General features: G+C 69.8%; 12 protein-coding genes and 1 pseudogene. 7 read left to right on the forward strand and 6 right to left on the reverse strand.

Annotated features, from left to right (window positions below; translation table 11 throughout):
* Positions 1–622 (reverse strand): annotated as a pseudogene (locus tag Q0C81_RS07850) (citrate synthase); the annotation flags it as partial.
* Between the two features lie 135 nt (positions 623–757).
* On the opposite strand from Q0C81_RS07850, the gene Q0C81_RS07855 reads away from it, so the two are divergent.
* The 3 genes from Q0C81_RS07855 (at position 758) to queG (ending at position 3616) form a co-directional block, all read left to right on the forward strand.
* The gene (locus Q0C81_RS07855) at positions 758–1690 is read left to right on the forward strand and encodes a cation diffusion facilitator family transporter (RefSeq protein ID WP_291836047.1); all 933 of its coding nucleotides are present in this window, start codon (positions 758–760) and stop codon (positions 1688–1690) included.
* A gap of 48 nt (positions 1691–1738) precedes the next feature.
* Entirely contained in the window at positions 1739–2422 is a 684-nt protein-coding gene (locus Q0C81_RS07860; protein ID WP_291836050.1) for a glutathione S-transferase family protein, read from the forward strand.
* A gap of 156 nt (positions 2423–2578) precedes the next feature.
* Positions 2579–3616, forward strand: coding sequence for a tRNA epoxyqueuosine(34) reductase QueG (queG, locus tag Q0C81_RS07865; RefSeq protein ID WP_291836053.1), 1038 nt, complete (start codon positions 2579–2581; stop codon positions 3614–3616).
* Here the strand turns inward: queG and Q0C81_RS07870 are convergent.
* Positions 3613–4146, reverse strand: a complete 534-nt coding sequence (locus tag Q0C81_RS07870; protein WP_291836056.1) for an FKBP-type peptidyl-prolyl cis-trans isomerase — start codon at positions 4144–4146, stop codon at positions 3613–3615. The two genes, queG and Q0C81_RS07870, sit on opposite strands and share 4 nt — an antisense overlap.
* A complete protein-coding gene (locus Q0C81_RS07875; RefSeq protein WP_291836059.1) occupies positions 4127–5329 on the reverse strand; it encodes a threonine ammonia-lyase in 1203 nt (400 codons plus the stop codon). Before Q0C81_RS07875 ends, Q0C81_RS07870 begins: the two co-directional genes overlap by 20 nt.
* Positions 5330–5466: 137 nt before the next feature.
* Between Q0C81_RS07875 and Q0C81_RS07880 the strand changes: the two genes are divergently transcribed.
* The 3 genes from Q0C81_RS07880 to Q0C81_RS07890 all read left to right on the forward strand — a co-directional run bounded on the left by Q0C81_RS07880 (position 5467) and on the right by Q0C81_RS07890 (position 7019).
* Positions 5467–5982, forward strand: a complete 516-nt coding sequence (locus Q0C81_RS07880) for a hypothetical protein (RefSeq protein ID WP_291836062.1) — start codon at positions 5467–5469, stop codon at positions 5980–5982.
* A 56-nt stretch (positions 5983–6038) separates the two neighbouring features.
* Positions 6039–6698, forward strand: a complete 660-nt coding sequence (locus Q0C81_RS07885; RefSeq protein ID WP_291836065.1) for a hypothetical protein — start codon at positions 6039–6041, stop codon at positions 6696–6698.
* Positions 6699–6821: 123 nt separating this feature from the next.
* Positions 6822–7019 carry a hypothetical protein gene (locus Q0C81_RS07890; protein WP_291836067.1) on the forward strand — a complete coding sequence of 66 codons (198 nt, stop codon included), beginning with the start codon at positions 6822–6824 and terminating at the stop codon, positions 7017–7019.
* A 223-nt stretch (positions 7020–7242) separates the two neighbouring features.
* Here Q0C81_RS07890 and Q0C81_RS07895 read toward each other — a convergent pair whose 3' ends face one another.
* The 3 genes from Q0C81_RS07895 to rplU all read right to left on the reverse strand — a co-directional run bounded on the left by Q0C81_RS07895 (position 7243) and on the right by rplU (position 8826).
* Positions 7243–7776, reverse strand: coding sequence for a GNAT family N-acetyltransferase (locus Q0C81_RS07895; protein ID WP_291836070.1), 534 nt, complete (start codon positions 7774–7776; stop codon positions 7243–7245).
* 166 nt (positions 7777–7942) lie between these two features.
* Positions 7943–8230, reverse strand: a complete 288-nt coding sequence (gene rpmA, locus Q0C81_RS07900) for a 50S ribosomal protein L27 (RefSeq protein WP_291836072.1) — start codon at positions 8228–8230, stop codon at positions 7943–7945.
* A 92-nt stretch (positions 8231–8322) separates the two neighbouring features.
* A complete protein-coding gene (rplU, locus tag Q0C81_RS07905; protein ID WP_291836075.1) occupies positions 8323–8826 on the reverse strand; it encodes a 50S ribosomal protein L21 in 504 nt (167 codons plus the stop codon).
* A 556-nt stretch (positions 8827–9382) separates the two neighbouring features.
* Here rplU and Q0C81_RS07910 point away from each other — a divergent pair.
* On the forward strand, positions 9383–12982 hold a 3600-nt coding region (locus Q0C81_RS07910), incomplete at its 3' end, for an FG-GAP-like repeat-containing protein (RefSeq protein WP_291836077.1).

Below are 12982 nucleotides of genomic sequence, written 5' to 3' on the forward strand. Positions count from 1 at the left end.
GGGCGTCGCGCTCGGGCGCCTTCCAGAAGCGGGCCAGACGCTGGTGCAGGAACAGGCGGGGCCCCGGGCCGGCGACGGCGTCGACCGCCTCGTCCAGCACGCGGGCGCATTCAATGCGCAGGGCCTCGGGCGTGCGCGGCTTGGCGTCGGCGTCTTCCTCGGCGCGGCGCGACAGGGCGGTGAACAGGCGGGCGCGGGTCGATCCGCCGGGCGTCACGCCCACGCGGGGCCGGATCTCGGCGAAGGGATTGGCGGTCCGGGCGCCCCACAGGCCGCGGGCCACGTCCTCCAGCGTCGCCGTGGCGGACAGCTGGACCGCGTCCAGGCCGCGATAGAACAGGCGGCCCGAGGCGACGACGCTGACCGAGGATTCCAGATCGGCCTGGCCGCGCGCGGCGGGGCCGCGTTCGGCCGTCCGCGGCGCTTCGTCGCCGTCGTCGACCGCATCGCCGGTCAGGCGCGCGATGTCGCGGACGGCATACAGGCTGCGGCGGGGATCGTTCGGGTCGGGACGGGCGGCGATGCGGCCACGGCTGACATAGGCGTAGAGCGTCTGGGCCTTGACCCGCAGACGATCCAGCGCCTCGCCTCGCCCGATCCAGCGCTCGCCGGACGTGTCCATGCCTGTCTCCCCCGGCTGTTCAGCGCCCGGAAACCATAATGGGACGCGACCATGGGACCCTTTCGTGACGAACACGCTAACGTCGGTACGCGCACGGCGCCTTGGCAGGGTCACGGGTTTCCGCGACAAGGCGTCATGACCGCCTCCTCCCTCGACGACGCCCACGCCGCGACCCGCAGCGTCACGCGCCTGTCGGTCGGCGTGGCGGTCGTGCTGATCGCGCTGAAGGCCTTCGCCCTGGGCGCCTCGGGGTCGGTCTCGATCCTGGCCTCGCTGGCGGATTCGTCGCTGGACCTGATCGCCTCCCTGGCCACCTTCTTCGCCGTGCGCTGGGCCGCCGCCCCGCCGGACGAGGAGCACCGCTTCGGCCACGGCAAGGGCGAGGCCATGGCCGCGCTGGTGCAGGCCGGACTGGTGTTCGCCTCCAGCGTCTTCATCGGCTGGGAGGCCATCCAGCGCCTGTTCGATCCCCGCCCGGTGACGTCGGGGACCTGGAGCGTCGGCGTGGTCCTGATCTCCATGGCGCTGACCGTCTGGCTGATCTGGCGGCAGAGCCGGGCGATCAAGGCCAGCGGCTCGGTCGCCGTGGCCGCCGACCGCGCCCACTACGCCTCCGACCTGGCGGCCAGCGCCGTGGTCCTGATCGGCGTGATCTCGGGTACGTTCCTGAAGGCGCCGGGGCTGGACGCCGCCGCCGGCCTGGTGGTCGCGGTCTGGCTGTTCTGGGGTGCCACGGCCGTGCTGAAGGACGCCGCCGACCAGTTGCTGGACCGGGCGACCTCGGACGCCGACCGCGTGGCCATCACCAGCGCCATCCTGTCCGACCCGCGCATCGCCGGGGTGCACCGGCTGCGCACACGCCAGTCGGGGCCGGTGACCACGATCCAGATGCACGTCGACATGGCGCCGACCCTGACCCTGGCCGAGGCCCACGACATCCTGGAACAGGCCGAGGCGCGCCTGCTGGCCCTGTGGCCGCACGCCGACATCCTGATCCATCCCGACCCGCGCGGACCGGTGGAGCCGGACGCGACACAGGCGACGGGGCAAAAAGGCCCGTGGTCCTGACGCGATGACTAACGCCCGCTTAACGGGCTTGGGCGCATGGAGTGCGGGATGTCGGTCTCCGTCCTGTTTCACTTCGCCTTCGACCCCGTCTCGCGCGCCGCGCGACTGGCGCTGGGCGAAGCCAAGGTGGCGTTCGAGGAGAACGCCGTGCGCCCGTGGGAGCCGGACTGCCCCGTCGGCGCCCTGAACCCGTCCGGCATGACGCCCGTGCTGCAGACCACCGCCAACAACCGCGTCCTGACCCTGTGCGAGCAGGCCGCCATCCTGGGCTGGCTGGAGGACCGCGACCGCGAGCCCTTCCTGGTCCCCGCCGATCCGTTCGAGCGCGCCGAGACCCGGCGCCTGGTCGGCTGGTTCGACCGCCGCTTCACCGACGAGGTCGACGCCGTCCTGCTGCACGAGCGGATGGAGAAGCCCCTGCTGCGGCTGGGCCCGCCCGAAGCACGCCAGCTGCGCGCCGGGCGCGAGGCGCTGCGCGGCCATCTGACCATGCTGGAAGGCCTGCTGGCCGAACGCGACTGGCTGGCCGGACGCCGCCTGAGCCAGGCCGACATCGTCGCCGCCGCCCACCTGTCGATCCTGGACTATTTCGGCGAGATCGCCTGGGCGAACTATCCGGCGCTCAAGACCTGGTACATGAAGCTGAAATCCCGCCCCTGTTTCCGGCCCCTGCTGACGGACCGCTTCCCAGGGGTGGCCGCGGCGGCGCACTACGCCGACCTCGACTTCTGAGATCTCCGCTCATCCCGGCGAAAGCCGGGACCCAGTGTTCTGGGTGATCCGCCTCTGCAGGGCATGCGTCATCGCCGGTCCTGAAATGCCGGCGTCACGCTGGACAGGACTGGGTCCCGGCTTTCGCCGGGATGAGCGGTGTGTGAGATAGCGTCCATGGCGGCCGATCCCCGTAAATTCATTCGCGAGCGCGCCGCCGCCCTGGGCTTCGACGTCTGCCGGTTCGCCTCGGCGTCCGAGCCGTGGAGCGCGGGCGAGCGGCTGGCGCATTTCGTCGAGTCGGGGCGTCACGGCGACATGGGGTGGATGGAGACGACGCTGGAGCGCCGGGCCCATCCGACCGCCATGTGGGACGGCGCAAAGACCGCCGTCGTCCTGGGCCTGAACTACGGCCCGGAGCACGATCCCCTGCCGGAACTGGAAGACCGGTCGGCCGGCTACATCTCGGTCTATGCGCGCGGCGACGACTATCACGAGGTCATCAAGGGCCGGCTGAAGACCCTGGCGGGCCAGATCGCCGCCCGCACCAAGGAAGAGGTGAAGGTCTTCGTCGACACGGCCCCGCTGATGGAGAAGCCGCTGGCCCAGCGCGCCGGGCTGGGCTGGCAGGGCAAGCACACCAACCTGCTGTCGCGCAGCCACGGCAACTGGCTGTTTCTGGGCGTCATCCTGAGCGCCACGACGTTCGAGCCCGACCCGCCGGAGGGCGAGCACTGCGGCACCTGCACCGCCTGCCTGGACGCCTGTCCCACCAACGCTTTCCCGGCGCCGTTCCAGCTCGACGCCCGGCGGTGCCTGTCCTACCTGACCATCGAGTTCGCGGGTCCCTGGCCGGAGGAGTTCCGCGCGGCGACGGGCGGGCGCATCTACGGCTGCGACGACTGCCTGGCCTCCTGCCCGTGGAACAAGTTCGCCGCGGCGGCCAAGGAAGGGCGGGTGCAGGCGCGCGACGCCCTGGTCTCGCCCCGGCTGGCGGATCTGGCGGCGCTGGACGACGCCGCCTTCCGGGCCCTTTTCTCGAAGAGCCCGGTCAAGCGCATCGGCCGCGACCGGTTCGTGCGCAATGTCCTGTACGCCATCGGCAACAGCGGCGACGCCGACCTGATCGGCCCGGCCGAAGCCTTGCTGAACGATCCCGCGCCGGTGGTGCGGGATGCGGCCGAATGGGCGCTGTCCCGACTCCCCGGCCGTTAGGCGTTGGCGGTGACGCCGACCACCCGTTCGCCGCCCTCGGCGCGGGCGACGGCCAACAGCTTGAGGCGGAAGACCAGCACGCTGTTGGCCGGGATGCCGGGCTTGGCGGCGTCGCCGTAAGCCTTGTCGGCCGGCAGGTAGACGATCCACTCGTCGCCGACCTTCATGTGCTGCAGCGCCTCGGTCCAGCCCGCGACGACCGTGCCGAGGGTGAAGACCGCCGGCTGGCCGCGCTCATAGCTGCTGTCGAAGACCGTGCCGTCGGTCAGGGTGCCCTCGTACTCGACGCGCACCAGGTCATTGCTGTCCGGGCTCTCGCCGCCCGGAGGACCGGACTGGAGGACCTTGTACTGGATGCCGCCGGGCAGGGTCTGAACGCCCTCAGCCCTGGCGTTGCGTTCCATGAAGGCCTGCCCGGCCTTCAGATTGGCCTCGGCGTCGGCGCCGCCCGTGTCCGGCGCGCGATTGCAGGCGGCCAGGGCCGCGACCATGGCCAGGACGGCGACGCCCCTAGCCCATCCGGAGTTCATAACCCGCACCTTCAAGTCCCTGTCTGATTTCTTCCGCATGCGCTTCGCCGCGGGTTTCGACCATGATGTCGAACTCCGCGCCCTTGGCCGGCACGTCCAGCGCCAGCCGGTTGTGCACGACATCGATGATGTTTCCGCCAAGGCCGCCGATCACGGCGCTCATCTTGGACAGCATGCCCGGGCGGTCGTCGCCCAGGATGCGATAGACGATCAGCCGCTTCTCGCGCACCAGTTCGCGGTTCAGGACCACGGCCAACATGCGGGCGTCGATATTGCCGCCGGTCAGCTCGATGCCGACCTTCAGCCCTTTGAACTTGTCCGGATAGGCCAGCATGGCCGCGAGCCCGCCGGCGCCCGCGCCCTCGGCGACGGTCCGCTCCATGGTGGCCAGATAGGAGACGCCACGTTCGAAATCGGCCTCCTGGCAGACCAGGACCTCTTCGATCAGCGGCTCGGCCAGGGCGAAGGGAATGTCGCCGACGGCCTTGATGGCGATGCCTTCGGCGATGGTCTGGCCGCCGCATCTGGGCGCCTCGCCGCGCCGCTTGGCGCTGAACGAGGGGTACATCGCCGCCTCGACCCCGAAAATGCGAATCGACGGCTTCATGGCCTTGGCCGCGATGGCCGAACCGGCGATCAGCCCCCCGCCGCCGATCGGGATGATCAGGACGTCGAGGTCCGGCGCGTCCTCCATGAACTCCAGGCCGCAGACGCCCTGGCCGGCGACGATTCCCTCGTCGTCGAAGGCCGAGATGAAGACGAAGCCTTCCTCGTCGCGCAGCCGGTGGGCCTCTTCGGTGGAGCCCGAGAAATCCAGTCCCTTGATGACGACGGTCGCGCCGTGCGCCCGCGTGCCGTCCGCCTTCACGAAGGGCGTGCCCTCGGGCATGACGATGGTCACCGGCACGCCCAGGCGGCCGCCGTGATAGGCCAGCGCCTGGGCGTGATTGCCCGCGCTGGCGGCCACCACGCCGCGCTTGCGCTCCTCCGGCGTCAGCTGCAGCAGGCGGTTCAGCGCCCCGCGCTCCTTGAAGCTGCCGGTGAAATGCAGGTTGTCGAACTTGATCCACACCTCGGCGCCGGTCAGCTGCGACAGGCGGCGGGAATAGCGTACGGGCGTGCGGTCCACCTGACCGGCGATCCGGTCCCGAGCCGCCAGAATATCGTCAAACGTCACTGTCATGAGCGTCCCCTATAGCCGGTCTCGCGCCGGTTTGTTGCGCGCTTGTGAACCACGGTCCAAGAGGTCGCAACCTTGACCTTATGGCGGCGTTGAGCGTCTGATCGGGCGTTCGACCCGCACCCGCCCGGAGAGAGCCCATGTCCACCGCCCGGTCCCTTCTGCCCCTTGCCGCCCTGACCGCCGCAGCCGCCGTGCTGGCGGGCTGCGAGACCGTGCCCATGGGCCCCGTCGCGCCGGCCGGACCGGCCGCGTTCCGCGCCGATGATTTCGCCTGGTCCAGCACCTCGGGCCGCGCGGCCATCGAGGGCCGGGTTGATTATCGCCGCGACGGCCAGGTCTTCAGCTGCACCGGCTCGGTCGCCCTGACGCCGGACACCCCCTATACCCGCGCCCGGTTCCGGACCCTGTACGGCTCGACCGACCGCGCCGCCCTGCCCGAGGCCGTGGTGCGCGCCCGGACCGTGGCCGATCCCAACGCCGACTACCGCTCCTTCGTGCGCTCGGAGACCTGCCGGAACGGGACCTTCGACTTCGTCGGCCTGCCCGCGGGCGGCTGGTTCATCATCGCCCCGGTCAGCGCCGGGGGAGACCGCGTGGTGCTGATGCGTCACGTCGAGACGCGTAACGGACGGATCGCCGTCACCCTGCCCTGAGTGCCTCCAACGCCGTATTTCGAGGCCGCGTATCGGGCCGCTTCGGAGAATTAACCATGCGAGCCTCCCTCCTGATCGCCGCGGCCGGCCTGGCCCTGGCCGCATCCCCCGCCGCCGCCCAGTCGTGGGCCGGCGGCTACGGCCATGAGTACGGGAACAGCGGCTATAACGGCGGCTACGATCCGGACGGCGGGAGCCGCTACTACACGCCGCGCTACCGCTCGAACGCCGTGCCGTCGAACTTCGACTGGCGCAGCCAGCTGGACCGGCCGGGCGACTATCGTTGCGACCGGTTCTGGGACGCGAGCCGCGACGACTGCGGCGACCGCTGGCGCGACCAGCGCCGCCGCGTCAGCCCGCAGGCCCGCAGCGACTATCGCCAGCTGGCCGGCTACCGGTACGGCGACGGCTACGGATACGACTCCGGCCGCTACGGCTACGGCTACGGCAGTCACGGTTACCATCCGCGCCGCGGCTACGGCTCGCAGTACTACGGCGGCTATGGCTACGGCGGGCATAATCAGGGGGGCACGGCCTATGAGGGCGCCTATGGGCGGCCCGACGTGGTCTTCCCCGGCGGCGGTTATCGCGGCGGCTATGCGGGAGGCTCCCGGGACGGGCGCCGCATCGACTGGTGCCGGGCGACCTACCGCTCCTACGACCCCGGCAGCGGCTACTATCGGGCCTACAGCGGTCGGCTGGTCTGGTGCGGCTAAGCTAGACGCCTGACAATGTTCGTCCGATCACAGACGTGTGGGTGATCGGCGTTCGCCATTGTTTCGCCCTCTGCGGCCCGCTCCTTCGCCCCGCCCGTCCGGGCGTAGTCGAGGGGGAGCGTCATGTCCCAGCACAATATTTCCGGGTCCGAGGTCTTCGGTCCCAAGCCGTTCGTCATCCTGCGCGGCGTGAAGACCGGCGGCCTGCGCCGTCAGCGTAGCGCCCGCACCCTGGTCGCCTTCATCGCCGGCGCCGTCGTGGCCGTGACCGGCGGCGCGATCGCCCTGGCGGCGGTGTTCGGGCCGACGCTCTTCGGCTGAAGCCGAAGAGCTTTCTTTGTTGGGCCGCGGACCGCCGGCCCCTTCGGGGACCTCCCGACCCGACGCGGCCTGGCCCTTCGCGCAGGCTTCTCCCTCCCTTCTGGGGAGGGTGGCCGAGCGAGCCGAGGTCGGGTGGGGAGCGGCGCTTCCGCCCTTACGAACCCCGCCCCGTCGGCGCTGCGCGCCGACATCCCTCCCCACGAGGGGAGGGAGAAAGCGCCTGCTAGGCCAGCCACACCATGCGGCGCGTACGGGCTTCCCCGTTCCGGGCGCGGCTGAAGCCCTTGCGGACCTCGCCCGTGTACAGGAAGCCCGCCTTTTCCAGGACGCGGCCCGAGGCGGGGTTGTCGTCGAAATGGCCCGCGACCAGGGCGCGGCGGCGCCAGTTGCGGCTGGCCCAGACCACGCCCGCCTCCAGCGCCTCGGTGGCGTAGCCGCGGCCCCAGTAGGGGCGGCCGATCCAGTAGCCGACCTCCGGGCCGATATCCCCGTCCTCGAACAGGCCGATCACGCCGACGGGCCCGTGGTCCTCGTGGTCGATCAGGAAGGTGCGGGCGCGGGCCGGATCCTGGCCCGCGACGGCCAGCACGAAGGCCTCGGCGTCGGCCGTCGAGAAGGGATGCGGCATGCGCAGCGTCATCCGCGCGATGTCGGCGTCATTGGCCAGGGCCGTGAGACGGCTGATGTCCTGGGCCTGCGGGCTGCGCAGGGCCAGGCGCCGGGTCTCGACGACGGGAGAGGGTTCGATCACGCACATGACACGCCTCATTCGGAACTCACCGCCTCCTTGGAGGGCTCGGGCGGTGTTCGAGGCGGGGGAACGAAAACGGGGAGCCTGGTGATCCAGACTCCCCGCGGAAAATTTCCCTGGTCCGGATCGCGGCTCTTGAGCCTTCGCGATCCGGGTGATGTTCCGTATCGCGTTACTCGGCGGCCATGGCCTGTTCGGCGGTGTCGTTCGCCGGAAGAATCGACACGTAACAACGGCCGTTGGCTTTCTTCGTGAATTTCACGGCGCCGTGCACGGTGGCGAAGAGGGTGTGATCGCGGCCCAGGCCGACGTTCTCGCCCGGGTGGAAGGTGGTGCCGCGCTGACGCACGAGGATGTTGCCGGCCAGCACGCGCTCGCCGCCGAACTTCTTCACGCCGAGGCGCTTCGACTCGGAGTCGCGACCGTTACGCGACGAACCGCCTGATTTCTTGTGAGCCATCGTAACTCTCTTCAGCTTCGCGTCCGGCGCCCTCAGGCGCCTGACATCGTCATTCTATCACAGTCGCGGCCGCAAGGGACGCGGGGTTGGTTTTACGCTTCGTCGGTCGAGGCGGCGGCGGCCTTCTTGGCCGGAGCCTTCTTGGCCGCGGGAGCCTTGGCGGCCTTCGGAGCCGGAGCGGCTTCCTCGGTCGCCTCGACGCGCGGGGCCAGGCCACGGGCGCGAGCGTTCATCTCAAGCTTGGTCATCAGCGAGGTTTCGCCGTCCCACTTGGCCTTCTCGCCGGCGCCTTCGATGCCGGTGATGCGCAGGACCGATTCCATCTGGCGGTGGCCGTTGGTGCGGCGGTAGCCCTGACGACGGATCTTCTTGAAGATCTTGATCTTCTCGCCCTTGCGGGTTTCGACCAGCGTCGCGGCGACCGAAGCGCCTTCGATCAGCGGGGCGCCGAGGGTGACGCCCTTGTCGCCGCCCAGCATCAGGACTTCACCGAAGTTGACGGCAGCGCCAGCGTCGCCGTCGAGCTTCTCGACCACGATCACGTCGCCCGGTTGGACCCGGTACTGCTTGCCGCCGGTCTTGATCACCGCGTACATGTTGAAGCCTCAGCGTAAACGCAAAAAGAATAGCGCCCGGCGGGGACCCCCGGCGGGCGAAGAGCGGCGACATATACGGAAGGGGTCCGCCGAGTCAACGCGGACGGGGAAAAAACCCCGGACCCGCCGTATTCGGGTCCGGCTCCCGCCGTCCCCTGAAGCTCGGACCTTTGCCCGCCGTACAGACCCCGCCCGGCCGTCGCAAGGTCGCGGGGGACGGGGCGACGGGAATCCGGAGCGGTCGCCCGTCAGCGGCCATCGCCCGGCCCGGCCGAGGCGTCCCCGATCACGACGGCCTCATCAACCCTGACGATACCGGTGCGCAGAGTTCTATGCATGATGCGGGGCTGATCGATGCTCCGCCGACGCTGCGTTTGACTGGCGATCATCCTCCAGTCGCCTCGTTGGCGAGTTTTCTGCTCGAAGTTAGCTTCGCCATAATCTCAGGTTGCTTGCCCGGCCCTCTTAAGGTTTAGGTAAGAGTACCTAGCGTCGGCGACGACGCCAATGCATAACGGCGCTTCATGAGCGCCCGTCTTCAGGGGGAGACACCTATATGCCGACGACCTGGTCCACCGTAACCGATCCCATTGGCGACACCGGCGCCTTCGACAGCCGCATGATCTTCGGCGACTTCGACGGCGACGGCGACCTGGACATCCTGTTCCAGAACGGCAACACCGCCGGCACCGGCATCGGCTACATGCGGAACAACGGCAACGGGACGTTCGTCACGTTCACCGACGCCACCGCCGCCGGGTCGATCTTCCAGGGCGTGGACCTGTCGGGCCGTCAGATCAGCCCGGCCAACTTCTTCATCCTGGACTTCGACGGCGACGGCGACCTGGACATCCTGGACCGCACATCCAACAGCACGACCTTCTTCCGGAATGAAGGCAACGCCGGCTTCACCCGCATCGCCGATCCGATCCCGGACACCGGCTCGTTCGACCAGCGCATGGTCTGGGGCGACTTCGACGGCGACGGCGACGTGGACGCCCTCTACCAGAACGGCAACACCGCCGGATCGGGCATCGGCTTCCTGCGCAACGACGGCGGGCTGAGCTTCACCAACTTCACCAACGCCGCGGCGGCGGGCACGCCCTTCACCGGCGTCGTCTTCACCGGCCTGCAGATCACCACCTCCACCTTCGTGGTCGATATCGACGACGACGGCGACATGGACATCCTGGATCGCGGCACGACCCAGGTGATGTACCGCAACGACGGCGGGACCATGGTCCGCACGGCGGATCCGCTGGCCGACATCGGCAATTTCGACGCCCGCATGATCTTCGGCGACTTCGACAGCGACGGCGACACCGACGCCATCTACCAGAACGGCAACACCGCCGGGACCGGCTTCGGCTATTTCCGTAATGACGGCGGGTCCTTCACCAACTTCACCAGCCTGACCGGCACGCCCTTCGAGGGGCTGGACCTGACCGCCCAGCAGCTGACCACCTGGACCGCGGTGGACATCGACGGCGACGGCGACGTGGACATCGTCGACCGCGACCAGGCCGGCGGCGGCCTGGTGCTGTACCGCCAGAACGGCGCCCCGCCGCGCCTGACCGCCACCACCCCGTCGGACAACGGCACGGGCGTGGCCCCCGGCGCCAACATCACCCTGACGTTCAGCGAAAGCGTCACCAAGGGCAACGGCAACATCTACATCTACCGCGGCGACGGCATCCTGATCGAGACCATCTCGATCGGCTCGGCCCAGGTGACCGGCTCGGGCACGACCTGGACGATCGACCCGTCCGTCACCCTGGCGGGCCTGACCAACTACTACATCCTGATCGACCAGGAGACCTTCGCCGACGCCGAGGGCGCGGTGTTCGCGGGCATCTTCAACCCCACGACGCTGAACTTCACCACGGCGTCGAGCAACACGGCCCCGACCTTCACCAACCTGAACGGCGACACGGCCGCGCACACCGAGAACGTGCCGGTCCGGCTGGACGTGGGCGGCAACGCCACGGTGGCGGACGCGGAAAGCCTGAACTTCGACACCGGCACCCTGACCGTCACCATCACCGCCAACGGCCAGGCGGGGCAGGACGTGCTGAGCGTGGCCAACATCGGCAACGGGGCCGGCCAGATCGGCGTCTCGGGTTCGGCGATCCTGTATCAGGGCGTGCAGATCGGCACCTTCACCGGCGGGACCGGCGGCGTGGCCCTGGTCATCACCCTCGATACCGACGCCACCCCGGCGGCGACGCAGGCCCTGGTGCGGGCGCTGCAGTACAACAACACCTCGGACGCGCCGAACACCGCGACTCGCACGGTCACCATCGTCCTGACCGACGGCGACGGCGGCACCAGCACGACCCAGACGACCAGCGTCACCGTCACGGCGGCCAACGACGTTCACACCGGCGGCGCCGCGATCACCGGCACGGCCAGCGAGAACGGCGTCCTGACCGCCGTCTCGACCCTGGCGGACCCCGACGGCCTGGGCGCCCTGCACTATCAATGGCAGCGCGACACCGGCGGCGGCTTCGTCAACGTCGGCGCCGACCAGTCGACCTACACCCTCGGCGACGCCGACGTGGGCGCCGTGGTCCGCGTGGTCATCTACTACACCGACGCCGGCGGCACGGTGGAATCGGCGACCTCGGCGGCGTCCGCCGCCATCGCGGCGGTCAATGATCCGCACACCGGCGGCGCCTCGCTCACCGGCACGGCGACCGAGAACCAAGTCCTGACCGCCGTCTCGACCCTGGCCGACGTGGATGGCCTGGGCACCCTGCACTACGACTGGCAGCGCGACACCGGCTCGGGCTTCGTCTCCATCGGCGCGGCCGACCAGGCGACCTACACCCTGGGCGACGCCGACGTGGGCGGCGTGGTCCGCGTGGTCATCAGCTACACCGACGGCCAGGGCTTCTCGGAATCGGCGACCAGCGCCGGCACCGCGGCCATCGCGGCCATCAACGACGCGCCCACGGGCGGCGTCTCGATCACCGGCACGGCGACCGAGGACCAGGTCCTGACCGCCGATTCCTCGACGCTCGCCGACGCCGACGGCCTGGGCACGCTGCACTACCAATGGCAGCGCAACACCGGATCCGGCTTCGTCAACGTCGGGGCCGACCAGTCGACCTACACCCTGGGCGACGCCGACGTAGGCGGCGTAATCCGCGTGATCACCAGCTACACCGACGGCCAGGGCTTCGCCAACAGCGTGACCAGCGCCGGCACTTCGGCCGTCGCAGGCGTCAATGACGCCCCGACACTGAGCCTGACCGGCACGACCACGACCTTCGTCGAGGACGGCGCCTCGGCGGACCTGTTCTCGGGAGTGACTGTCACCAATCCCGAAAGCGGCCAGGAACTGACGCTGCGCCTGCAGGTCAGCGGCGTTTCCGACGGCCTCGACGAGCAGCTGATCCTGTCCGGCGTGCCCATCAACCTGGTCGCCGGCAGCCCCTTCATCCAGCCCGCGCCGGGCGGCGCCGTGATGGTGCAGGTGACCTCGGGCGGGGCGGGCGTGCTGAACGTCATCATCGTCGGCATCAGCTCGAACACCCACGCGCAGCAGATCCTGGACGCGCTCGTCTATCGGAACGCCAGTCAGAACCCGACCGTGGGCGACCGCACCGTGACCGTGGTCTCGATCGCGGACAACGGCGGCGGCTCCAATCTCACGGCCGTCAATGTCAGCACGACGGTCACCGTCAGCGCGGTCAATGACGCCCCCGTCGCGGTGAACGACGTCAACATCACCGCCGAGACCGTCGCCGTGAGCGGCACGGTCTTCGCCAACGACAGCGACGTGGACGGTCCCGCCCTGGTGGTCAGCGCCGTGAACGGCTCGGCCGCGTCGGTCGGGATGCAGATCACCCTGCCGTCTGGCGCCCTGCTGACGCTCAACGCCGACGGGACCTACAGCTACGATCCCAACGGGGCGTTCGCGTACATTCCGGGCCCGTCATCGGGTTCGCCGAACCAGACGGCGACCGACACCTTCAGCTACACCCTCGCCAACGGCAACACCGCCACGGTCACCATCACCATCACCGGCCAGGACACCGAGGGCGACGTGGTCACCGGCGGATCGGGCGACGACGTCCTGACCTCGGGCGGCGGCGACGACACCTTCGTGGGCGGCGGCGGCAACGACACGCTGACCGGCGGCGCCGGCAAG

Origin of the sequence: Brevundimonas sp., from assembly GCF_023259385.1 — a bacterium.
In the GTDB taxonomy this organism is placed as follows: Bacteria; Pseudomonadota; Alphaproteobacteria; order Caulobacterales; family Caulobacteraceae; genus Brevundimonas.